The following is a 22,761-nucleotide window of genomic DNA, read 5'->3' on the forward strand; positions in this document are numbered from 1 at the left end:
GAAAACTGTTGAGGGTCACACCTCCGGGGGTTCGAATCCCTCTTTCTCCGCAAAAAGTAAAGCTCAATATCGAAAGATATTGAGCTTTTTTTTATTTTATGACATTTTGAAAATATAGTTTTAGAAATGTGGGTAAACAGAGAACTTCAGGATTTTATAGTTAAATTGAAGTTTTTATTCCCTTAGCTAATTAGAGAATAAAAAGAAGGGTTAGGCTTTTAATTTTTCAATGAATTGAAATAATCTCTTACTTCTTTAATTCGTTTTTGTTTGGCATCAGTATTTAACCAACATGCTTCAAAAGCATTGATGGCCAATTGCATTAAATGGTCTTTATTTAAATTAAGGGCTTTTGCCGTCTCAAAATAATTCTCATTCATATAACCGCCAAAATATGCAGGATCATCTGAGTGAATGGTTGCTATAATTCCTTTTTCGAGCATTTTAGCAACAGGGTGCTCTTCCATATTCTGTATTACTTTTAAAGCCACATTACTAGTAGGGCAAAGCGTTAATGGAATTTTTTCTTCTACTAACCTTCGAACCAATTTTTCATCATCTAAACAGCGATTGCCGTGGTCTATGCGTACGACTTTTAATAAATCTAAGGCTTCCCAAATATATTCTACAGGGCCTTCTTCACCGGCGTGGGCTACTAATTTATATCCGTGTTCGGCAGATACTTTAAACACATTTACAAACTTATTGGGCGGATTACCCATTTCGGAGGAGTCTAAACCGACACCATCAATTAAATGCTTGAATGGGAGGGAAGCTTCTAATGTTTTAAATGCGGCTTCTTCACTTAAGTGTCGCAAATAAGACATAATAAGTTTACAGGAAATATTTAATTCTTTATTGGCTTTTTCTAAGGCCCTGTGAATTCCATTAAAAACAACTTCAAAAGCAATACCCCTATCGGTATGTGTTTGTGGGTCAAAAAATACTTCTACATGAACTACATTCTGGTTATGTACTTTGGTAAGGTATGCCCATGTTAAGTCGAAAAAATCTTGCTCGTGAATCAATACTTGGGCACCTGCATAGTAGATATCTAAAAACTCCTGAAGATTGTTGAATTTGTATGCTTTCTTTAACGACTGAATAGAATCATATTTTAAAGTAATATTGTTTCTTTCCGCTATTTTGAACATAAGTTCTGGTTCAAAGCTCCCTTCAATATGTAAGTGAAGTTCAGCTTTCGGAATTCCTTGAATAATTTCATTTAGTTCAGATGATTCCATTTTGTAATGTTTATAAAACTATTGTTTTTGCAAATTACATAGGACATCCGAATATCCTATCGTAATATGACCCGTTTTAAAATTTATATATCAGTAGAATATTTAATCATTTCTTATAAAACATACTTATTAAATATATCTTCCAATTCTTTTTTAGGTTCAAAGCTAAGTCCGGAACGAGTGGTTGAGCTTTGTATTATTGTACTTCTACAGGCTGTTAGCCATCCGAAGCGATCAGGTAAATCTAACTTGCCTATTGGTCCACCAGAAGCGTTTCCATCACAAATTAACTTCCACGCTTTTAAATAATCATTAATGATATCTTCTTCAATTTCTGGGGCAAAGGCTTTTAATTTGTCTGGATCAATTTGATATTTTATATCAAGAAATTTAATCCGCTTACAAAATAGAATAACGCCTACATTAAAGAATTCTTCACGTTCAACCTTTGGTACCAATCTAATTATGGCATACTTGAATGTGTATCTATCTTGCATCTTCAGCTTCTTTAACTAATATATCTATCATAGATAATTTAGTAGTTATAAATTGAATATACGCTGCTCTTTTTTCATCTGCATTCAAAATGTCCGATTCACTCATAAGCCAGTCTTCAGGAATTTTGTACACAATTTCGATAATCTTATCTGGTGTAATTAAATTTTGAATTTCTTTTGCTGCTTCGGGTAGGGCGGTTGCTTGTTGCAAAAGTACATGGTCTTTTATAAAGGGGAATGACCTCATAAGGTGACTCTCCCAAGTTTCCCAGTTATGGTGAAAATAGAAACTAGCGCCGTTATCGATCACCCAAAGTTCATTATGCCAGTAAAGTAAATTAGCATTCTTAGCTGTCCGGTCTATATTGCTGATAAGACTATCTAATACTACTATTTTTGATGCTATTAGTGCATCTATTTTTGAAATTAAAGGGTCGAATGTAATTGCGCCAGATAAAAAGTGTAATCCTAAATTTAGGCCAACACTAAACTTAAGTAAGTCTTGAATTTCTTCATCTGGTTCTGTATTGCGAAACGAATCATCTAGATTCATAAAAACCAACTCTGGAACTTTTAAACCAATGGCGCGTGCCAATTCTCCGCCAATAAATTCAGCAATAAGAGATTTTTTTCCTTGGCCAGATCCTCTAAATTTTAATACATATAAAAAGTCGTCGTCAGCTTTTACAATGGCAGGCATAGAACCTCCTTCTCTTAACGGTTGTAAATACTGAACAACATCAACTGTTCTAATATCAATTGTATTCATTTTGCTAAGATAGAGTTTGTAGCACTTTCATTAGGTGTTTGGGTTTAAATGACATTGGCAATTTCTTCAAGAAAGTAATGAGTTGCCCCAACTATAATAGCTAATCCGATAATAATAAATAAACGAATTAGTAGTGCTTTGCTATTATTTTTAAGTTTTGTATTTAAATAAAAAACATCCAATAAAATAAAAAGTGAGGCAATTATGCAACCTATAATAGCCCCTACATACACTAATACAAAATCATGTATGCCATTTAAAAATGTAAGACTGCTAGTATCGGATTTTGAACCAGGACCTAAAACTATGCGCATATGCAGAAACCCAAGAAGAATAGCAATGAGCAACCAACCAAAGTAATTTAGAATTCTTTTAGCCATAGGTAATCAAGCATACAATTAGTTATATTTTCTCTTGTTATTCAATTTCTTTTGGTAAAGGTGAAAGCATGATATGTGCTCTGTGTGTACCAGCATTCATAAGCCAAGGATGATTTGGTGCCGTAGGTGATTCGGGTATACCAATAGTTTCTGAAGTAGCCCAAGGAATATATGTTACATAACGCAATTGTGCGCCATCAACAGCTGCGGTTTCTGGGTCGTACATAGTATTTGGCCCGTAGTAGATATGTAGTGTGGAACCGGGAGTTATTTTAAGTTTTCCTGATTTCATTTCTTCTTCACGGATAGCAAAAATTTCTTCAGCAGATTTCCCCTCTGATCTTAATGCTCTTCCTCTCGCCATAAAGGGTTCTAGGTTTTTGTGATAACATGCGGCATTAAAGCCATCTTTTGTTGGGTCATCTGCAAGCACGATAAATTCATTATCACCCTCTCGCAACGTCACAAATTCACCCGCCATATTATAGCCGATAACTTTAGATGTTGACCTACTTTTTTCGGGAGCAGCCATTAATGAAGTAACAATTAGATCTTCATCGGTTTCAATAGCTTTTAAATTTTTATTGATGTCTTTTGATGCACTTTCTGTAGTAGGCTCTAAAGTTGAAGCTTCTTGTGTGGCATTTTTTGTTTTGTCCGAGGTGTTACAAGAAATCAGAATTGCCGTGAAAATGAATGCTGTAAGAATATGTTTCATAATTTGTGAATTTTTAATGTGTCTTTGTTAAGATAAGAAATATAGAAATGTAAAATGCTATTTTTATTCTTCCGTGCATTATACGGAAGCTATTTTCTTTATAGTATCTGGCAAAACCTGAACTCTAAAGCTATCTTTATCGTATCTTCATTAAAAACAGAAAAGCAATTACTATGTACATCTACCCACTTACTTTACCATAATATTTTTTCTTTAACCAAAAAGAAACCCGTACTAATAGTATTAATGCCGGTACTTCTACTAACGGACCAATAACTCCTGCAAAGGCCTGTCCTGAGTTTAATCCGAAAACAGCTATGGCAACGGCAATGGCCAATTCGAAATTATTACCTGCTGCCGTAAAAGCTACTGATGCGGTTTTGTCGTATGAGGCACCAGTTGCTTTAGTGAAGAAAAATCCAATGACGAACATTAACGTAAAGTAGATAAGTAAAGGCACTGCAATAATTAAAACGTCCATTGGTATTTGAACTATTAACTCTCCCTTTAATGAAAACATAACTACAATGGTAAATAACAGTGCAATCAATGTTATTGGCGAAATGGTAGATATGAATTTGTTGGTATACCAATCTTCGCCTTTTAGTTTAACCAAAATTAGTCTACTCAAAATTCCCATTACGAACGGAATACCTAAATAAATGGCTACACTTTCTGCTATAGTGCCAATAGATATATCTACAATAGCACCTTCAAACCCAAAGTAGGGTGGAAGCACTGTAATAAAAAGCCATGCATAAAAACTGTAAGCAAAGACTTGAAATATACTATTTAAGGCTACCAAGCCTGCGCCATATTCACTACTACCTTCGGCGAGGTCGTTCCAAACCAAGACCATTGCAATACATCGTGCTAGGCCAATTAAAATTAGGCCAACCATGTATTCAGGATAATCACGTAAAAATGTAATTGCCAAAATGAACATTAAAACGGGGCCAATTATCCAATTTAGGATAAGGGAAATAGAAAGGATTTTTGTGTTTCTGAAAACTTTTGGTAGTAGCGAATAATTTACTTTTGCCAAAGGCGGATACATCATTAAGATTAAACCAATGGCAATAGGAATGTTCGTAGTGCCACTACTAAATGAATTAATAATATCGGGGAATGTAGGTATGAAATAGCCAATCGCAACGCCAAATGCCATAGCTACAAATATCCAAAGTGTTAGATTTCTGTCAAGAAAACTTAATTTTTTTGATGCCATTTTTATAAGTTTATTTGAGAGAAAACGTAAAATAATTCCGTTGCAATTTGCAGACTTCTTTCTTTATATTTTTCTGATTGTTGTGGTGTGTTGTCAAAAGCTTTAGGATCTTCAAAAGTTATCGGAATCCTTTTTTCTGCACCAGGCACAAACGGGCAAGCTTCATTTGCCGAATCGCAAGTCATAATCGCTGCAAACTCAGATTTAGGATTAAAATCATCATCTAATTTTTTTGAAAATCCTATAATCGGATGCTCGTTATCAGCATATTTAATAGTGTATACGGGATTTTCATTTTTTGAAATAGTTTTTATCTGAAATCCTGAATTTCGTAGGGTTTCTGCAGCCATTGGAAAAAGTGCTGTAGCTTCTGTACCACCAGAATAGCAAAAGATATTTTTAATATGGAAATAATGAGCCATAGTTTGTGACCAGACTTGCGATAAATGACTTCTTCGTGAATTATGTGTACAGATGAAATTTATACGTATTTCTTGACTTGTAGCAGCTTTTGATTGTATAAAATCAATTAACGGTTGTAATATTTGTTTTCGTTCTTCAACAATGCTATCGATGTTTAATGAGCTAATTACCTTTTCGATTTCGGTAAATAATGTCGTTTTGGTTGTGGTCATATTTAATACAGGTTTATTGTGATTTTTAAAAAGAATTTTTAACAACAATTTTCATTCGTAGCTATATCTTGGTTAAGAAATTTCAACATGGTTTCTTTCATTTTTGTCCAATTTCCGGTGTGTATGCAGTAGCAAACGCTCGTACCTTCTACGTTACCTTTTATTAAACCTAAATGCCTTAATTCTTTTAAATGTTGTGATATGGTAGGCTGTGATAATCCGATTTCGTTAACTAGATCTCCACAAACACATGCGTTTATCTTAAATAAATGCTGTAAAATCGAAACTCTTGCAGGGTGCCCAAATACTTTTGCAAAAAGAGCAATTTCGTTTTGTTGGTCTGTAAACATTTCTGTTTTGGCTAATCCCATTTTGTTTAATATTAATTAATCGCAATGTAACGATTAAAGGATTTAGAATTCAAATTAAAGTTGAGATTTGTCTATTTAATTTTTAAAGGACTAGTGCAATTTTATAAGGTTAATTTTAGAGTGCAGATACTATTACAATTGTTTAATTCTTTTGTCAGTTTCTAGAATCGAATATTGAAAATTGTCTGACCAACCAGATTTTAAAGGTAATATTTGTCTAAGGCGGCCTTCTCTTACCATTCCTGATTTCTCTAAAACTTTAATAGATCCAATATTCTCTACAGCACACCCAGCTTCAATTCGATGTAGTTTAAGCGTATCGAAACCAAAATCTAATATTGCTTTTAAGGCTTCGGTAGCAAAACCTTTTCTCCAATAGTCTGAATGTATTTTATACCAAACTTCAGCTCTATTATATTTCTGATGACCGATTTTTAGTCCGAACAAACCCATGAATTTTCCATTCGATTTGTTGTCAATTGCAAACGTATAATTTTTTAGCTCTTGCAATTGATTCTCTTTTATCCAAGGTTCGATGTTAGCTTTGGTTTCTTCAATACTATTAGGAATACCCAATGCATTGTATTTGTCGGTTTCGGGCAAAGAATGCAGCGTATGGATTGAAGTTAAGTCGGCTATGTCAATCAATCGTAATCGTATTCTTTTAGTTTCTATTGCAGTCTTGTTCATTATAATTAACCCCTATTATTCGTTAAATCTATCTATAAAAGCAGTAAATGATTGAATAAAGTGCTTTCTAGGTTTTTCCATAAAAGCAGCATGGTCACCACCAGAAATTACTACCCAACTTTTATCGGCCGTCTTTAATCGCATGAATAATTTTGCTTGGTTTACTGTTGGGGCCAATGGGTCGAATTCTCCTTGAATAAGTAATATCGGTGTGGTAATTAATGCAGGGTCAATGCTATTATATTCACTTTCATGTCTCCAATCAACTCGTATGGGGTCATACGCTAAAGCCATCTTTACATAAGTATCTACTGCCTTTTTACTAATACTACCAGGTATAATAAAATCACTCGCTGCATTTTCTGCTGTATTTATACTTTTCAATAATTTCTTTTCACTTGTGTCTTCTGGTATTTTAGAATCTAAATCTTGCCAATACCCAAAAACCGTTAAGCTTGCTATATTTTTAGATTCTTTTTGAGTCGCAAGTAGCGATAATGTTGACCCCATTGACCAACCGAATAAATGAATCTTTGTCTTATTATTTTCTTCCGATATCCATTTTATAATATTCAGAATATCATTTGAAGCTATTTCTGGTGATGACCATTCTGTAGCATCTCTAGGTGTTTTTCCGTATCCGCGTAAATCAATGGCATAGGTTGAATATTCTTGTTCTACCAAACCATCCATTAAAGACAATTCTTCACCTTCTACCTGTAAATCAAAATCTGGAACACCGCTCCAAGTTCTACCATGAACAAAAAGAATATGTCCTTTAGGATTTTCAACTTTTTTCGCCCAAACCGCCATTGGGTGTCCGTTCGATAAAACGATGTGTTTTACTAAAGAATCTTTAACCGGAATAGCGGTTGTATGGCTTTTCTTAATGGGTTGATTGTCAGCTTTACAAACTATAGTCGTTACCAATAAAAGAACTAGTAAGCTTTGTTGTTTTATAAGATAGGTCATGAGATTACTATTTTAGATAAATGAAGGTAATGTTTAAACTTTTCGTTTCCGTCTTCCAACAAAGCTAAAGCTTATGGATTAATTTTATTTTTTGTCCAAAGCTAAATCCAAAAGGTTTAGTAACATCATAAATATGCACTGACTTTTTGGTTTTGCCCTAAAGTCCGCATTACGTTTAGGTTTGTTGTAAAACGTATTTTTTATAGGTTGTGAATCTGTCCTTTTAATTTTTTCCGATTGAAGGAACTAACTATTACTAAGTCTTGCTTATTTATTATTTTATATGCAATCACAGGTACGAGTAAAAATTCACCAATAATGAAAATCACATAAAGATTCCTACTTCCAGTAAATATTGGACTTATAAAAAATAACATAAGCGGTGTGACAAATAAGAAAAAAAGCCCAGCACCAATTTTCGCTAAATTCTAGTCTTTTGCGTTTAGTTTGTCCACGTGAAATTCCGTTGTTCGTCAGTAATTTTTACAAGTCAGTTTTTTATTCCCTCCGTCTTGCATTGTAAAATCCACTCGAGTATTCGTATTTGTTGAATATCCGAGTTCATTATTATATTTAGGATATTTTACGTAAACTTTCATCTATTTGAAACGGTCTTTTAATATGTATTACAATGGTTAGTATATGTCATGTTTCAATATGATTTATAGAATGTTAGTTTCCGTCTTTTCTATTTAATCGTCTTAATTATTTTCCCACCTTTCATTACAAATTCTACCCGAGTTAATTCAGTAATATCATCAATAGGATTTTTTTTTGTGGCTATAATATCTGCCAATTTACCGACCTTAATACTGCCAATTTCCTTATCCATCATAAGTAACTCTGCATTTACCTTAGTTCCCGCCAGTATTGCTTGGAGGGGGGTCATTCCTATTTGAGTAAGAAATTCGAATTCCTTGCCAGCAAAATTAGGCGGGAAGCCTACATTGTCTGAGCCAACCCCTACTTTCACACCTCTTTTTATCGCTTTCTCATACATTTTCGAAGAAGCTTGGCGATGCTTTTTGGTTAATTCATACATTTTTGCCTGCGCTTTACTGTTCTTCCAAGTTTCGAGACCATATTCACCAACACTCAAAGTAGGGATTAGAAAAGCGTCATGCTCTAAAAATAGATCAATGCTTTTATCGTTTAAGAAGGTGCCATGCTCTATGGATCTTGCTCCAAACTTAATGGCTTTATTGATACCTTCAGTAGCATGGGCGTGAGCCATGACAGGAACACCCCTTCTTTTTGCTTCCTCTATGGCTGCAATAATCTCTTCATCGCTAAATTGAACATTTTGTGGATTGTCCCCTTCAGACATAAAAGCACCCGTAATTAAAAGCTTGATCCAGTCGCTCCCAAATTTTATTTCGTTTCTAATAGCCTTTTGAATTTCGTCTTTACCATCAACAACTAGTCCATCAGCAATAACCGATTGTTCAGGTGCTATAAAATTGATATCTCCACCACCACCTGTAACGGATAAATAATGCCCTGCACCATATATTCTAGGGCCGTCAAATAGACCGGTGTTTATAGCATCTCTTATTTCAAAATGGGCATATTGTGTATCGGCATCACCAGCTACTCTTATTGAGGTCCAACCTTCGTCAAGCCAATTTTGAACTACTTTTAGCCCCCTGAGTGCATTAAAGGCCGATGAGCCTTTCACATGATTTACTTGGTAGTCGTCTCCATATATTAGGGGATGTACATGTGCATCAATTAATCCGGGCAATACTGTATATTCCGTTAAATCTATTATTTTGTAATCTGATTTTATAATATCCTTGGTGCCAATTTGCACGATTCTTTCTGCATCGACGATAATTACCATATTAGTATAAACCTTATTATCTTCAGCAGTTATAAGCTTGCCACAAATAATGGCGGTTTTATATTGAGCATTAAGTGCAAGTGAAAACAAAATTATTAAAAGTGTTGAGCTAAATACTTTTTTCATTTTTAATATTTTAATTTTAGGGTGAAGCTAATAGTCTGGTATACGAGCCGTTTTAATGGCTTATATACTTTTTAAGTTTGATTCTTTATAATTTAATATTAAGTTGATTTTGAAATTCACTTAAATATTTTGCTATATGAATACCATCAACTAATCCGTGATGGGCCTCTATTGAAATCGGTAACATTTTTTTTCCATCTCGAATTATAAATTTTCCAAACGTGATTTTTGGTACGGACTCTTTTTGATCAAAATTTGTAGGATGTAAAAATCCGCTAAATGAATTCCAAGGAAATGTTGAATGACGTATTAAATCTCTTTTAATATCATCATTATTTAGTCTTAAACCTGAACAGTTTTTTACTGCTAAAATTTCACTCTTTAATTCAGTATTGAAAGTTTCGAAATCAGAAGAAAAATTCACAAAACCAAAACCGAATGTTTCATCTTCTCTTCCTATTGTAATTCCTGCATGTATTTTTTCGAATTCTATTATTTCTTCATCTATGATTCTATATTTTAATTCATCTACAGAATTAACTGCAATCATTGATTTATGTAAATAATTTGCGAAAAATGACTCTCCATTTACTTTGGAATTCTTAAAGCATTGGTCACAATTTACCTCAGTAACTATTCCGAAAGTTGGACTTTTCATTTTTGAAAAAAAATCAAAATGCTCTTTTCTTTTCCATGCAGCTAAGTCAATTTTTTTCATTAAATTAATTTATCTCAGTTTTGGTTATAATTATTGACAACAATTGTATAAAGTTATTGGTAGCTATATTTCTATTTTACCACCAATTTAATAATTTCCTTTTTAAGTGATGTTTTACCTAGATGTTTTTGTTTAGGTAGGTTTAAGAGGTTGAATAATAAAGGTCAATAAATTATTGGTGAGATTTATTTATCGTAATTATAATGAGTTTGTTATATTTTTTATTTTAAGTACTTAAGAGTATTTACCATTTCAAATTTCGGACTTCGATTCATAAATTCACGTAACATTGCCGTATGGGCAGAACCCATTAAAACAAGAACCCTATCGTTCTTATTCATCTTAATTCGGTTTAAGTTAGAATATATTTTCATGTTGCGATGGTAAAACAAGGCTGCTTGATCAGCTCCTACAAAATTCTCATCTATACCAACGTAAAAAAGTTTGTCGGCGTTTGCGTTTAATGAATAATCTAACATTATCGGATTATTGATTAATGCTAATTTTTCTAAAAGAGATAAATTATCAAAATTGTTGTTTCGCTTTTCCATTTCTGGATATGCCTTTAATGGATTGTTGGTAATTTCTAAATAGGTTACTGGGTCAATTGCATTTGTTAATTCCGGGCTATTTTCGATATAATCTCCCACACTATAATTATAGCCCATATGATTATCGATGCCATATACTTTATGGAGTCCGCTCAATCTAGCAACATCAAAACCAACCATGCTCAATTCGCCATATTGGGTGTTAAGCTCACTAGGGTTTTTTGAAAAACCCTGATAGGCGGTATTTATTTCATTATCAATTTCAGGTAGGTATTCTAGACATATGATGGTGGGTTTGAAATTCGCCAATAGGATAGACAGTTGACGAATTTCTTCTTGCTCTTTAGCATTGTTTTCATCAAAATCTACCTTTGTAGCATCGCTAGTGGTACCAAAATGAAAAAAGCCGACATTTAATACTTGAATTTTATCTGTTTTTGTCGACTCTATGGCGGCAGTTTCTTTAGTAGTTTGGTTGCTGTTTTTATTGGTACAACCTAGTAAAACAATGGAAAGGATAATTAATAGTCTTCTCATATAAAACTGTATTTACTTTTAATTAGAATAATATAATTTAAGTGGTAACATTAAAGCTTCCCATAAAAATTGAGTAAATGTAGTAATTGGTTATAACTGTTTAATGAGCAAAATGATAATTATATGTTGAGTTACAGTTTTATTAATAAATGGTAATGGTGGTAAGTGCTGCACTTATAAAAAGGCCTATTTATTTCAGATAGGCCTAATTACAAACAACTTAAACTAAATAAAATTATTAGAACGATGTCTCCCATTCATTAGGGTAATAGATATAACTAAAGGTGTAACAGGGTGTGACATAGGAAAACACTTAGAGATGTTACATAATGGTCATCGCCAGAAATAGCTTTAAATGATATTATGAATATTTTAAATTGGATTTCGGAAGAAAATAATAAGTAGAAGGTTCATTTATTCGGTTGGTGAATGGGGTCAAAATTATCCCTACTGGTAACAAAAAAAAGCTAAAAAATATAGCGAACGAAGTTTTATTTTGTGTGCTAAATTTCATTTCACCAAGTAAGCCGGCATGCTTTCTAAACCTTTGTTGTATAACTGTGCCTATTTTCAATTAACCTAGTGCCCTAGATCTATATTTTTTGCTCAGATTAGTTTGTTTGATTCTTCATCATAAGTGCTGAATTCAATTTCTGTTCTTACCATATGTGTATAGAAATCAATCTCTTTTCTCTTTCTTCCTGAGTAATTTACTATTATGTCAAGCCCCGTCCAAAACATAAACCACCCGGCAGGCTCGAAAAGGATAAGTAGAACATGGGTATAATATGATTCTGATTTTAGAAATGAGATGTAACTGGCTATGATCATTAGTAAAATACCAACTGTTGTAAACAAGAAACCCTTTCGATTGGTATTTCTCTTTTCTTTGAGAAGCTTTTCATGGTTTTTTTGAAAGTAGTTATGAATGTGGTCAGAAATTACTTTTTCGTCTTGCTTGTTCCTAACGGATTCGGCTAGCAAGATTTTAAGTGTCATTTTCTTACGATATCGGTTCTTGGCAACTTTTCTAATTTGTAAAATAAAATCATCTGATACAGTGCGTTTCGAGTACGGCCTTGGATCAAAGTCAGAAAACATTTCATTGTAGGAGTCAAGCCATAAACTTATAGTTATGTGTTCGCTATTAGGTTCTTTAAAACTCGAACTTGTTGTTGAATTTATCATTTCTATTTAGTAATGTCATCATACTACGAGAACAAAATTATCTTTTTCAATGGCATTTCACGTCCTTATGCCACGGTAACTGTTATTTTGTGTTTCATATTGTAATGGGGTATAGATAAAATTTTTATAAATACTTGGACAGCAATAGATATAAAAAATCCGGTTCTTAAATAAGTGAACCGGATTTTTATTCTTTAGGTGTTTTTAATAGGGTAATTTATCCATTTGGTCCATTTCCATGATTTCCACCACCATTACCACCGTTTCCACCTCCACCGCCACTGTTTCCGCCTCCTTTGCCATTTTTTGGCACTAGTTGCACATCTATGTAGGTAAGGTTGTATTCATGAAGAATTAGAGCGGTGCCGCCTCCCAAATCAGGTTCTTCGGCCACTATAATTTGCTCCTCCTCCTCATTGAGAAGAATAATGGTATTGCTATCAAAAGAAGTATTCTTTGTTCCAGTGAAATTATTGTCCAGAACAAAAGTAAGCCTATAGGTGCCAGGCCCGTCCCCAATTTTTCTGGTCACCCAGTTGTAGCCATAAATTACTTTTCCCTGCACGTTGGTTTCTGCACTATACCCAGAGGGGCCGTCTACATTCTCCCATACACCGCCTTCAAATATTGGTAAACTAACGTCTCCTTCCCATTTAGAAAGATTGGAGTCCCATGTTAGATCCGGAGTTTCGTTTTCGGGTATTTCGTCAAGCTTCTGGATAACCATTTTAGCCATACCGGAATATACGGTTGCCAACTCTGATTCAATGGTGACGCCTACCGGTCCTTCAGGACCATTTTCAGTTTTGGCGCCCCAGACTTCGCTTAATCCAGATTGTGACTCATCCTCAATTTTCATTTCATAACCCAACATAGCGTTCGTCAACTCTTTGTATAAAACAACTTCTACCCTAATCTGGGCACCAAATGGCCAAGCCCTGGCTTCAAGGTTGTCACCCCAGTCTATACTGTTTATGTTGACTTCAAGAGCATCGATTGGATTGGTAGGAACGCCAGGAGTAGCTTGGGTGGGGTCAAATGATTCTGCTTGCCAAATATTGCCTGGATCGCCCTGTGTGTAATAGTCAAAAGTACCTCCTTCCGCATCTGTTGCGGTAAAATAAAATCCACCAAAGGATTCTTCTCCAAAAGTACCTGGTAGTGTTTTGGATATGCCATCAGACCAAATAACGGGAAAGGATAAGTTGTTGCCTACTTTTTCCGCAGTGGGCGGTTTGGCTTTGGCAGTAGTGCCGACCAAAGTGTTGGCCTCCATGTTTTTAAGATTGATATCTTCTTTTTCACACCCTGTGAAAAAGATTAAAAGTAATGCCAAATGGGCAATTCTTAAGGTTAAATTATAATTTTTCATCTTACAAATATTTTAAAGGTTATAAATTTTGCCCATAGCATTCAACTTAAAATATGATTGCATGTTAGGTTGGAGTATTTCCGTTCAATTTCTTGGGGTCAAGAAAACTAAGGACTTTGCCCCTCGAAATAGATCATTAGTTCTTTTTGGAAAAGGAGAAGGTCAAAGTTTTGTATCAACCTATTCAGAAATTCCAATTCCAATAAAAATAGACTTATGGTTAACATTAATAATTGAATTTTGTTTGTTGAATATTTGAAAATTAATGGATCGTATACTATCGTGGAATGACCTAGATCATTAGTACTTATTTTTGATACCATTGTTTTAATAAACCTATGAAGTAGGATACAAAGGGTCTTGAAAAGAATCATAATCTATCTAAGCTTACCAAAGGTTATTTTGGTGACAGCGGTAAAAAGAGTATCAACTTGGTCGTTTTATTCAAGCTTTGTTAGGTTACTTGAAGAACCTTATCAAGGATCGTAACCTTATGTATTATTATTCTATGAACTGGGATATCCTTTATTTCATAGGTTACGACATCGAAGAGGAACTACCGTTACAATGTACCCTGGACTGGATATTTTATCTTTATCCAGAGTCGGTTTTTATACAAGTGTTTAAAAAGGTTTTATAGATGTGCCTTTCTTAAAAAAAAACACCTCGGATAAAATACGTCAAGTGGAATTCCCGTTTTCTGAGGGTCTCAAAGTTTATTTTTATTGCATTACGGGATAAAGAAGTTCAAGTAAGAAAAACAAACAGGGGCGGTCATACGCAGAAGTGAATACGCATTTGTAATCTTGGCATTACATATTTAATTGGTTTTGTACACATGTGAAGGCAATATGTTATGGTCGGTTATTTTGTTGCTAGCTAGTATGCCAATTTTTTTATGTATACTGGTTTTGTCATGACCTTAAAACGCAAAAAGAAAAGGAAATGCGTTATTCCAATACTTGGCAAAGATGATTGTTGGTTTGTTTCTCCAGGGAAGCCAATAGGCAATATCTGGAAGATGCTGTACTTGAACAAAAGTAAGTAGTGCTCAATTCAATTAATAACGATAGTACCCTTATGATTTGCGGTTCTTTGGCCATGCAGCATAATGTTCTTAAAATTTCGGAGACAATTCTTCACGTAAATGGAAGCATCTCTTTTAATGGGTTTGAACAAAGCGAACAACTAAAAACAGATTGTTATTAGGTGAATAAGTCTTAGCGCCATTGCATTCTTTGTAATCTTACCGAATTTAAAATTGCCAATAGAGCGACGCCTACATCTGCGAAAACAGCTTCCCACATTGTAGACATTCCACCTGCCCCTAGAGCTAAAACGATTACTTTTACCCCGAATGCTAGGGCAATATTCTGCCATACAATTTTACGGGTCGATTTACCAATCTTAATAGCGATAGCAATTTTTGAGGGTTGATCCGTCTGTATGATTACATCTGCTGTTTCAATAGCTACATCACTACCTAAACCTCCCATGGCTATACCCACATCACTGGTAGCGAGTACGGGCGCATCATTAATGCCATCACCAATAAAAGCAATTTTTGTCTTTTGCTGTTTTTTTAGCTTTTCAACTTCTTTGAGTTTATCTTCTGGCAATAATCCGCCTTTAGCCCAGTCAATGCCCAATTGTTTTGCAACTTCTTTCGTAATGGAATCTTTGTCTCCAGAGAGCATAATAATTTTTGTGATTCCCGCAGCCCGTATTTCCTTTATAGCTTGGTAGGCATCATCTTTTAGTTCATCTGCAATTGTTACGTATCCAGCAAATTTTCCATCTATAGCAACTAAAACAATAGATTCTACAATGTTATCCGTATTTGATGGAACTTCAATCTGATTCGATATTAATAAGGCTTTGTTTCCTGCTAAAATAGTTTTACCGTTTACGATACCTTTCAATCCTTTTCCTGCAATTTCTGAAACATCCGTCGCCTTAAAACCCACACCTTCTGCCTTGTATTCTAAAATTGCTTTGGCGATTGGGTGGGTAGATTGCTTTTCAATGGCGATCAAGTACTTCATGAATTCAACTTCGGTAATGATCTGATCTGTAACAAGATCCTGGATCTTAAAAACACCTTTTGTTATGGTACCTGTCTTATCCATGACTACCGTATTTATTTTAGTCATGCTATCTAAAAACGAAGCGCCTTTAAACAGTATTCCGTTTCGAGATGCAGCTCCCAGTCCGCCAAAATAGCCTAATGGAATAGAAATGACCAATGCACATGGGCAAGAAATCACGAGGAATATCAGCGCTCTATACAACCATTCCCTAAATATATAATCATCAACGAAAAAGTAGGGAAGTAGTGTCAGTCCTATGGCAAGATATACTACTATAGGTGTGTAAATACGTGCAAACTTGCGAATGAACAGCTCAGTTTTTGATTTTCTTACTGTAGCATTTTGGACCAAATCTAGAATACGGGCAATAGAGCTATCCTTGAACTCTTTTGTAGTTTTTATTTCAATTACACTATCTAGATTTATACTTCCGGCAAATACCGATTCTCCTTTTTTAAGTGTATCCGGTTTACTTTCTCCAGTTAACGCTGCAGTGTTAAAAGAGCCTTTATCAGACAATAATATACCATCCAATGGTACTTTTTCACCAACGCGAACTTGAATTTTCTGACCTATTTCAACCGATTCTGGAACTGCCGAAATAAAATTGTTATTGTGAAAGACCAATGCTTCATTAGGCCGTACATCAAGTAAAGCCTTAATATTGCCTTTGGCCCGCTTAACTGCAGCACTTTGAAAAAGTTCACCAACTGCATAAAACAACATTACGGCAACACCTTCGGGATATTCACCTATTGCAAAGGCCCCTATGGTCGCTATACCCATTAAAAAGAACTCAGTAAAGAAATCTCCTTTTTTAATGCTTTCCCAGCCTTCTTTTATCACAGGAAATCCTACGGGAAAGTAAGCGGCTATATACCATATAATGCGTATCCATCCTTTGAAAAATGAGAATATCTCAAAATAATCTAATGAAATACCTATCAACAGTATTATGAAACTGAATATGGCAGGGAGGTAGGATTTTATATTTGATGTATTATCTGCGTGATCATGGTTATGACCATGATCATGGCTATGCCCGCCTGAATGTCGTGTTGTTTTAAGATCTCTAAGGTTTATTTTTTTCTTCTTCATAATTCTTGCAAGTTCGAAAAATTATGAATGCAACTGTAGTGCATTTAATGGTGAGTGCAGGTATCGCAGATACCCTTTATAACTAAATTTGCATCTTCGGCTATATACCCACTGGGTAAATTAATATGTGGAATTTTATGCTCGGTCAAGCAAACTGTTTTGTCGCAGTGGGTACAGTGAAAATGTAAGTGAAGATCCTGGTCGATTTCACAATTGCAACCAGGTTCGCACAGGGCAAATTTTGAGATATTGGTGCCATCGTCTATTTGGTGTACAATTCCTTTTTCATCGAATGTTTTAAGGGTACGGTAAAGAGTACTACGCTCAGCTTTTTCAAAAGCATTCTCTATGTCGGCCAATGCTACTGCAGTTTTTTTACCGACCATAAATTTATAGATAAGTATGCGCATTGCTGTAGGTCGTATGCTTTTATTATCTAATGTTTTCTCTATCTCGGTCATTCAAATAATAGGTTTAAAACAGCCTTAACGCTAAAGTAATCAATGTTGTAATGGATTTCAACTAGAGGAGATCTTTAACTTTGATTTATAAAAAATAGTAGTAGGAAAATTGTTGAAATTTTACTTTTGGCTGAAGGAAATATAAAAAATATTGTTAGAGGTATAAATATTTTGGTGTTCTTGGTTAGGTATTAGGTAGCCTGTGCTTTTTATGCTCCAATTTTTCAATTTTAATGCACTTTTAATTATCTATTTATGTCTAGTTTGGCTAATTGAATATTGATTATATAAATGTGATAAATATCCTTTAATCAGTGTAATAGCGGATTTTAATTGGTAATGATCTTTAATCTTCGTTGATGTTGATAAGTCGTTGTTCTGATGGCTAAAGGTTTATTCTATATCATGTGCTATATGAAAAATAGCATCACCTTGGTTTACAATGGGCGACTCATTGATACATATAATGTATCCAGAATCGCTGGCCTTCATTTTGCGTTCGAAATATCCGAATGGTCCCGAGATGTTACCCAATTCGGTACCTTTTTCAACTTTTTGGCCCACTTTTACAATAGGGTGAAACATGCCAGAGTGTTTCGCCCTTAACCATTTAGATGCATTTACCAATTTTGGTGTAATAGGCTTTGAATTCATTTGTTTTAGTTCTTTATCGAAATCACGCATGCCCAAATGATGCATTAAGCGTAATGCGCCAGCAATACCGGTATCTGTAATATCACCATTTATGTGAAGTGATTTTCCACCTTCATATAACAATACTTTCTTGTCAAGTTGATGTAAGGTCTCTCTAAACGATTTTTCTCTCCCAACAGATTTTACAATGAACTCTGCACCAAAAACTTTGGCTAAGGCAAGGCCATCTGAATCATTCTTGTCTATTCTGATTTGCGGTGCATTGAAACGACTGTCACCACCCGTATGGTAATCTATACAATAGTCGATAACCGGAGCGATATCTTTAACTAAGTAATATGCGAACCTACTAGCCAAAGAGCCTCGCAAGCTTCCTGGAAAAACCCTGTTTAGATCTCTTCCATCAGGAAATTGTCTTGTTTGATTCAGAAACCCAAAAATGTTTACTACAGGAATGCAGATAACCATTCCGTATTCTGGTTGGTTATACTTTTTAGATACCAATTGGCGTACTATTTCTACACCGTTGATTTCATTACCGTGAATTCCACCTGTTATTAATAGGGTAGGACCATCTTTTTTGCCACGTTGTACAATTACCGGTACTTCTATTTTAGTTCTTGTGTGTAGTTTGGCAATATCTAAATTGAGTTGAGCTCCTTTTCCTTTTTCAATGGTTTCGCCTAAAACTGTATATTTTTTATTCGACATTCTGTTATATGTAACTTATGAATTTCCTATTGTAAAACCTAAAGGGTTGCAATTTGTTATATTTCAAAGTATGAAATTACTACTTAAATCATTAGTACTTGAACAAAATATCTAGCAGTCAAGTCAAAAAGATTTCTAGCCTTATGTATTAGATTGAAATTACTTTTACCACAACGAAAAAACATGATAAAATGAAACCGAATTGAATCATTTTATCATGTTGAAAATTATCTTTTAGCTATCTTAAATTACAAACGATAGGGGGTTAATGTTTTTATATGGCCATCTTCTTGATGCTCAATTTCAGCCATTTTTACTGAGCGTAAATGTGTAACTCCTTTTGATAGACTACTGTCATGATAAAACAAATACCATTTGTTAGATACTTTACAAATGGAATGATGGGAGGTCCAACCAACCACAGGTTCTAAAATTCTACCACCGTATGTAAAAGGACCGTATGGATTATCTCCTATTGCATAGCAAATAAAATGAGTGTCGCCTGTGCTATAAGAAAAATAGTATTTACCGTTGTGTTTGTGCAACCATGAGGCTTCAAAAAATCTACGTTCATTATCACCTTCTAATATTAAGCTTCCATCTTCATCTATTATCTCGATTTCTTTTGGTTCCTCGGCAAATTCTAAAAGGTTATCTGTCAACTTAGCAACAATAGGTAGCAAGGCATTTTCTTCAGGTTTTGGTAGTTCATTTTCTGAATTATAAACGTTGTCTCTGTATTTTTGGAGCTGTCCGCCCCAAATACCACCAAAATACATGTAGTAGCTGCCATCCTCATCTTCATAAACAGCTGGGTCAATACTATAACTGCCCTTTATTGCTTCTGGTTGAGGCTTAAAAGGACCGGTAGGATTATCAGAAATAGCAACCCCAATTTGAAAAATGCCGTCAGCTTTCTTCGCAGGAAAATATAAATAGTACTTTCCATTTTTATGGGCCGCATCGGGCGCCCACATTTGTTTTTCTGCCCATGCAACATCATTCACATGTAATGCAACACCGTGATCAATAGCTTCGCTATTTACATTATCCATTGAAAGCACATGATAATCTTCCATAGCGAAGTGACTTCCTAAATCATCAAAAGGGATTTCTGATTCAATATCGTGAGATGGATATATATAAATTTTTCCATCGAAAAAATGGGCAGACGGATCCGCGGTATAAATATGGGATACTAAGGGTTTTGAAATCGCTTTATCATTTAAATTTTCAAAATCAATATGATCAATACTATCTTCTGGCATCGTTTAGGCTTTTCGTCTTGTTATTAAATCTTCTTCTATTTGGGTTTCCATTTTTTTATTGATTTCATAAAAAAACAATAAAGCAATCGCTAAGGCAAACGCAATTGCAGGGTAGATACTTACGAGTAACTTTGTACCTTCTATGGCGCTTTCTGGTTGTGTAACTATTTCTGATGTAGATAATTTCTTTGGAATGTAATTGTAGAGCCCTAAAATCCAAGTAACGAAAGAACTACCTATGGTAAGGCCCAACTTTAAGCCAATCATCATAGCTGAAAAAATTATAGCGGTGGCCCGTCTATTATTTTTCCATTCCGAATAATCTGCCACATCAGCAATCATGGCCCATAATAATGGGATGGTTATGCCATAGAAAAATCCGTGTAAAATTTGTGATAAAAACATTAGTTCAACAGAGGTAGGGGCAAAAAAATAAAATACGGCAATAAACAAAGTTGATACGAATAGTGCCCAACCAAAGACATCACGTTTACCAAATTTATCTGCTAAACCTTTAGATAAGGATATGCCAATAATCATGAAGATTATTCCGCCTGCATTAAAGAGTCCAAACCCTGCAGAGGTTGGGTTGTCACCGAAGAAATTAATGCCAATATTTTTTAGACCATTTAATATTGGGCCTATGAAGTCTGCCAAGCTCGAAGCTTCGACATAATTTTCAAAATAATATACATAGGAACCACCTTTCATTGCCAAGGTAATAAACACTAAAGTAGTCAGGACTAACATTATAATCCATGGTCTATTTTTAACCAAATCACCTAAATCTTCTTTAAAACTTGATTTTTGTTCTAACGTTGGAATAACTCTTTCTTTGGTCGTGAAAAATGTTATGAGGAGCATAACTGTACCGATAATAGCCAAATAAGTCATTACTATTTCTATACCAACGGCCTTATCACCACCACCTGCATATTCAATTATCGGCAACATAAATACTTGAACAAAGAATTGAGCGAACATAACGGCTACAAATCGGTATGAGGAAATACTATTGCGTTCTTTCATACTACCTGTAATAACGCCGCTTAATGCAGCATATGGCAGGTTGTTTGCCGCATATAATAATAGGAGCAATGTATATGTAATTGCAGCATATACCACTTTACCTGCATAATCGAAATTTGGCGTACTGAATGCGAGTAAGGCAACGATACCTAAGGGTATTGAGGTAAATAAAATCCAAGGTCTAAATTTGCCCCATTTACTTCTTGTTCTATCCGCTAGTGCCCCAATAATAGGATTGAAAGCAAAAGCTGCAATCATGCCTACTATGAAAATTATCAACGAGGCATCGTTGGTTTCAAGACCGTAGATATCGGTATAGAAATAGGCTAAATAAGTTACTAATGTTTGAAAAACTAGATTTGCAGATAAGTCTCCTAAAGAGTATCCGATTTTTTCTTTAAGAGAAACTATATGATTGTTGTTCATTTGAAATTAGTTGATTTAATTAAGGCTGTCATTAGCAATTTTCAAAACACTATAGTATGCTGCTTTTGGTTTGTATCGTCTATCAAATAATAAGGGGTAATTGGTTCTGTTTCTTATAGGCCAATTGTTGAGCCAAGATTGACCATCATTGACACCCCAAAAAGTAACTCTACTTATTTTGTCTTCGTGTTTCTTGAAAATTTGGAAGATATCTTGATATCGCTTTGCAAGTTGGTTGGAAATAGAATCTGGTAATTGGGTAGGGTACGGATTCATAAATTCGCTACCTTCAAAATTCTGATTTACTTCAGCTCCATGTAAATCCCATGGGTTCGGTATAACGGTAATGTCCAGTTCGGTAATCATAACCTGTAATCCTAAATCTGAATATGCTATTATACTTTCTTCTATTTCTTTCAATGATGGCCCTTCAAGATTCCAATGGCCCTGCATGCCAATGCCATCTATTTTCGTCCCATTTTCTTGTAACATTTTAACTAGCTTTATTGCTCCAGCTCTTTTTTCTGGATTAGCCATATTATAGTCATTGTAATAAAGCTCAACATTAGGGTCAGATTCTTGCGCCCATTTAAATGAATTTATCAAATAATCTGAACCAAGTTCCTCAAGAAACAAAGAATTGCGCAAGGTTCCATCTTCGTTCAAGGCTTCATTAACTACATCCCAACCATATATTTTACCTTTGTATCTAGATACAATTGTTTGTATGTGATTTTTTAAGCTTTCAGATAATGATTCTTTGCTTTCTATTTTAGATACCCATTCTGCCAATTGACTATGCCATACTAAATTATGGCCTATGAATAACAAATCATTTTTAGCGCTGAAATCAACATACTGATCTGCCATTTCGAAATTAAAAATCCCTTTTTCAGGCTCCATGTACATCCATTTCATGGAGTTTTCTGGCGTGATGGTGGTATATTCTCTCTTTACAAGTTGTTCGCCTATACTATCTTTCCCTAATATTAAATTATCATTTACTGCAGAACCAATTAAGAACTCTTTTTTAAATCCATTTTTTAGGGAAGGTTCTATATTTATATCTGCAACTTTATTTTGCTCGTTACAGCTAATGAGAATGATGAATAGTGTATTTAAAAATAAAAAATATTTTAGTAATCTTATTTTAATGAAAAAAATCATCTTTTATATAGATTTTGA

The 22,761-nt window shown here is 34.5% G+C and carries 21 protein-coding genes; all 21 read right to left on the reverse strand.

Going from position 1 to position 22,761, the window contains the following annotated elements:
* Positions 1-218: 218 nt before the first annotated feature.
* The gene (locus AACZ41_RS16560; RefSeq protein ID WP_339629719.1) at positions 219-1,244 is read right to left on the reverse strand and encodes an adenosine deaminase; all 1,026 of its coding nucleotides are present in this window, start codon (positions 1,242-1,244) and stop codon (positions 219-221) included.
* Positions 1,245-1,357: 113 nt separating this feature from the next.
* Complete coding sequence (locus AACZ41_RS16565) at positions 1,358-1,741, reverse strand: DUF3037 domain-containing protein (protein WP_339629720.1); 384 nt, start codon at positions 1,739-1,741, stop codon at positions 1,358-1,360.
* Positions 1,731-2,510 (reverse strand): HipA family kinase, encoded by a 780-nt coding sequence (locus AACZ41_RS16570; RefSeq protein WP_339629721.1) that lies wholly within the window; start codon positions 2,508-2,510, stop codon positions 1,731-1,733. Before AACZ41_RS16570 ends, AACZ41_RS16565 begins: the two co-directional genes overlap by 11 nt.
* A 44-nt stretch (positions 2,511-2,554) precedes the next feature.
* Positions 2,555-2,890: a hypothetical protein gene (locus AACZ41_RS16575; RefSeq protein ID WP_339629722.1), complete on the reverse strand. Its 336-nt coding sequence runs from the start codon at positions 2,888-2,890 to the stop codon at positions 2,555-2,557.
* A 37-nt stretch (positions 2,891-2,927) separates the two neighbouring features.
* Complete coding sequence (locus AACZ41_RS16580) at positions 2,928-3,608, reverse strand: hypothetical protein (protein WP_339629723.1); 681 nt, start codon at positions 3,606-3,608, stop codon at positions 2,928-2,930.
* 181 nt (positions 3,609-3,789) lie between these two features.
* Positions 3,790-4,836, reverse strand: coding sequence for an ACR3 family arsenite efflux transporter (arsB, locus tag AACZ41_RS16585; protein ID WP_339629724.1), 1,047 nt, complete (start codon positions 4,834-4,836; stop codon positions 3,790-3,792).
* A 2-nt stretch (positions 4,837-4,838) separates the two neighbouring features.
* The gene (locus tag AACZ41_RS16590) at positions 4,839-5,471 is read right to left on the reverse strand and encodes a protein-tyrosine-phosphatase (RefSeq protein ID WP_339629725.1); all 633 of its coding nucleotides are present in this window, start codon (positions 5,469-5,471) and stop codon (positions 4,839-4,841) included.
* 38 nt (positions 5,472-5,509) lie between these two features.
* The gene (locus tag AACZ41_RS16595) at positions 5,510-5,842 is read right to left on the reverse strand and encodes a metalloregulator ArsR/SmtB family transcription factor (protein ID WP_339629726.1); all 333 of its coding nucleotides are present in this window, start codon (positions 5,840-5,842) and stop codon (positions 5,510-5,512) included.
* 132 nt (positions 5,843-5,974) lie between these two features.
* Complete coding sequence (locus tag AACZ41_RS16600) at positions 5,975-6,532, reverse strand: GNAT family N-acetyltransferase (protein WP_339629727.1); 558 nt, start codon at positions 6,530-6,532, stop codon at positions 5,975-5,977.
* A gap of 15 nt (positions 6,533-6,547) precedes the next feature.
* A complete protein-coding gene (locus AACZ41_RS16605; RefSeq protein ID WP_339629728.1) occupies positions 6,548-7,504 on the reverse strand; it encodes an alpha/beta fold hydrolase in 957 nt (318 codons plus the stop codon).
* Positions 7,505-8,192: 688 nt separating this feature from the next.
* The gene (locus AACZ41_RS16610) at positions 8,193-9,473 is read right to left on the reverse strand and encodes an amidohydrolase family protein (protein WP_339629729.1); all 1,281 of its coding nucleotides are present in this window, start codon (positions 9,471-9,473) and stop codon (positions 8,193-8,195) included.
* A gap of 85 nt (positions 9,474-9,558) precedes the next feature.
* Positions 9,559-10,191 (reverse strand): CatA-like O-acetyltransferase, encoded by a 633-nt coding sequence (locus tag AACZ41_RS16615; RefSeq protein WP_339629730.1) that lies wholly within the window; start codon positions 10,189-10,191, stop codon positions 9,559-9,561.
* A gap of 221 nt (positions 10,192-10,412) precedes the next feature.
* Positions 10,413-11,279, reverse strand: a complete 867-nt coding sequence (locus tag AACZ41_RS16620; protein WP_339629731.1) for a DUF5694 domain-containing protein — start codon at positions 11,277-11,279, stop codon at positions 10,413-10,415.
* Positions 11,280-11,885: 606 nt separating this feature from the next.
* Entirely contained in the window at positions 11,886-12,467 is a 582-nt protein-coding gene (locus AACZ41_RS16625) for a hypothetical protein (RefSeq protein ID WP_339629732.1), read from the reverse strand.
* Positions 12,468-12,684: 217 nt separating this feature from the next.
* Positions 12,685-13,839, reverse strand: a complete 1,155-nt coding sequence (locus tag AACZ41_RS16630) for a hypothetical protein (protein WP_339629733.1) — start codon at positions 13,837-13,839, stop codon at positions 12,685-12,687.
* Between the two features lie 1,220 nt (positions 13,840-15,059).
* Entirely contained in the window at positions 15,060-17,027 is a 1,968-nt protein-coding gene (locus tag AACZ41_RS16635; protein ID WP_339629734.1) for a heavy metal translocating P-type ATPase, read from the reverse strand.
* Positions 17,028-17,071: 44 nt separating this feature from the next.
* Positions 17,072-17,488 carry a transcriptional repressor gene (locus AACZ41_RS16640; RefSeq protein ID WP_339629735.1) on the reverse strand — a complete coding sequence of 139 codons (417 nt, stop codon included), beginning with the start codon at positions 17,486-17,488 and terminating at the stop codon, positions 17,072-17,074.
* A gap of 393 nt (positions 17,489-17,881) precedes the next feature.
* Positions 17,882-18,853: a succinylglutamate desuccinylase/aspartoacylase family protein gene (locus AACZ41_RS16645; RefSeq protein WP_339629736.1), complete on the reverse strand. Its 972-nt coding sequence runs from the start codon at positions 18,851-18,853 to the stop codon at positions 17,882-17,884.
* A 248-nt stretch (positions 18,854-19,101) separates the two neighbouring features.
* Entirely contained in the window at positions 19,102-20,121 is a 1,020-nt protein-coding gene (locus AACZ41_RS16650) for a glycoside hydrolase family 43 protein (RefSeq protein WP_339629737.1), read from the reverse strand.
* 3 nt (positions 20,122-20,124) lie between these two features.
* Positions 20,125-21,576: a glycoside-pentoside-hexuronide (GPH):cation symporter gene (locus AACZ41_RS16655; RefSeq protein WP_339629738.1), complete on the reverse strand. Its 1,452-nt coding sequence runs from the start codon at positions 21,574-21,576 to the stop codon at positions 20,125-20,127.
* A gap of 15 nt (positions 21,577-21,591) precedes the next feature.
* Positions 21,592-22,743 carry an endo-1,4-beta-xylanase gene (locus tag AACZ41_RS16660; protein WP_339629739.1) on the reverse strand — a complete coding sequence of 384 codons (1,152 nt, stop codon included), beginning with the start codon at positions 22,741-22,743 and terminating at the stop codon, positions 21,592-21,594.
* Between the last annotated feature and the right edge of the window lie 18 nt (positions 22,744-22,761).

Source organism: uncultured Maribacter sp. (assembly GCF_963974015.1).
Classification (GTDB): domain Bacteria; phylum Bacteroidota; class Bacteroidia; order Flavobacteriales; family Flavobacteriaceae; genus Maribacter.

What these genes read in the sequence shown, in the direction of transcription:
- AACZ41_RS16560 (WP_339629719.1), bottom strand. Translation starts at nt 1,244, where the DNA reads ATGGAATCATCTGAACTAAATGAAATTATTCAAGGAATTCCGAAAGCT.
- AACZ41_RS16565 (WP_339629720.1), bottom strand. Translation starts at nt 1,741, where the DNA reads ATGCAAGATAGATACACATTCAAGTATGCCATAATTAGATTGGTACCA.
- AACZ41_RS16570 (WP_339629721.1), bottom strand. Translation starts at nt 2,510, where the DNA reads ATGAATACAATTGATATTAGAACAGTTGATGTTGTTCAGTATTTACAA.
- AACZ41_RS16575 (WP_339629722.1), bottom strand. Translation starts at nt 2,890, where the DNA reads ATGGCTAAAAGAATTCTAAATTACTTTGGTTGGTTGCTCATTGCTATT.
- AACZ41_RS16580 (WP_339629723.1), bottom strand. Translation starts at nt 3,608, where the DNA reads ATGAAACATATTCTTACAGCATTCATTTTCACGGCAATTCTGATTTCT.
- arsB (WP_339629724.1), bottom strand. Translation starts at nt 4,836, where the DNA reads ATGGCATCAAAAAAATTAAGTTTTCTTGACAGAAATCTAACACTTTGG.
- AACZ41_RS16590 (WP_339629725.1), bottom strand. Translation starts at nt 5,471, where the DNA reads ATGACCACAACCAAAACGACATTATTTACCGAAATCGAAAAGGTAATT.
- AACZ41_RS16595 (WP_339629726.1), bottom strand. Translation starts at nt 5,842, where the DNA reads ATGGGATTAGCCAAAACAGAAATGTTTACAGACCAACAAAACGAAATT.
- AACZ41_RS16600 (WP_339629727.1), bottom strand. Translation starts at nt 6,532, where the DNA reads ATGAACAAGACTGCAATAGAAACTAAAAGAATACGATTACGATTGATT.
- AACZ41_RS16605 (WP_339629728.1), bottom strand. Translation starts at nt 7,504, where the DNA reads ATGACCTATCTTATAAAACAACAAAGCTTACTAGTTCTTTTATTGGTA.
- AACZ41_RS16610 (WP_339629729.1), bottom strand. Translation starts at nt 9,473, where the DNA reads ATGAAAAAAGTATTTAGCTCAACACTTTTAATAATTTTGTTTTCACTT.
- AACZ41_RS16615 (WP_339629730.1), bottom strand. Translation starts at nt 10,191, where the DNA reads ATGAAAAAAATTGACTTAGCTGCATGGAAAAGAAAAGAGCATTTTGAT.
- AACZ41_RS16620 (WP_339629731.1), bottom strand. Translation starts at nt 11,279, where the DNA reads ATGAGAAGACTATTAATTATCCTTTCCATTGTTTTACTAGGTTGTACC.
- AACZ41_RS16625 (WP_339629732.1), bottom strand. Translation starts at nt 12,467, where the DNA reads ATGATAAATTCAACAACAAGTTCGAGTTTTAAAGAACCTAATAGCGAA.
- AACZ41_RS16630 (WP_339629733.1), bottom strand. Translation starts at nt 13,839, where the DNA reads ATGAAAAATTATAATTTAACCTTAAGAATTGCCCATTTGGCATTACTT.
- AACZ41_RS16635 (WP_339629734.1), bottom strand. Translation starts at nt 17,027, where the DNA reads ATGAAGAAGAAAAAAATAAACCTTAGAGATCTTAAAACAACACGACAT.
- AACZ41_RS16640 (WP_339629735.1), bottom strand. Translation starts at nt 17,488, where the DNA reads ATGACCGAGATAGAGAAAACATTAGATAATAAAAGCATACGACCTACA.
- AACZ41_RS16645 (WP_339629736.1), bottom strand. Translation starts at nt 18,853, where the DNA reads ATGTCGAATAAAAAATATACAGTTTTAGGCGAAACCATTGAAAAAGGA.
- AACZ41_RS16650 (WP_339629737.1), bottom strand. Translation starts at nt 20,121, where the DNA reads ATGCCAGAAGATAGTATTGATCATATTGATTTTGAAAATTTAAATGAT.
- AACZ41_RS16655 (WP_339629738.1), bottom strand. Translation starts at nt 21,576, where the DNA reads ATGAACAACAATCATATAGTTTCTCTTAAAGAAAAAATCGGATACTCT.
- AACZ41_RS16660 (WP_339629739.1), bottom strand. Translation starts at nt 22,743, where the DNA reads ATGATTTTTTTCATTAAAATAAGATTACTAAAATATTTTTTATTTTTA.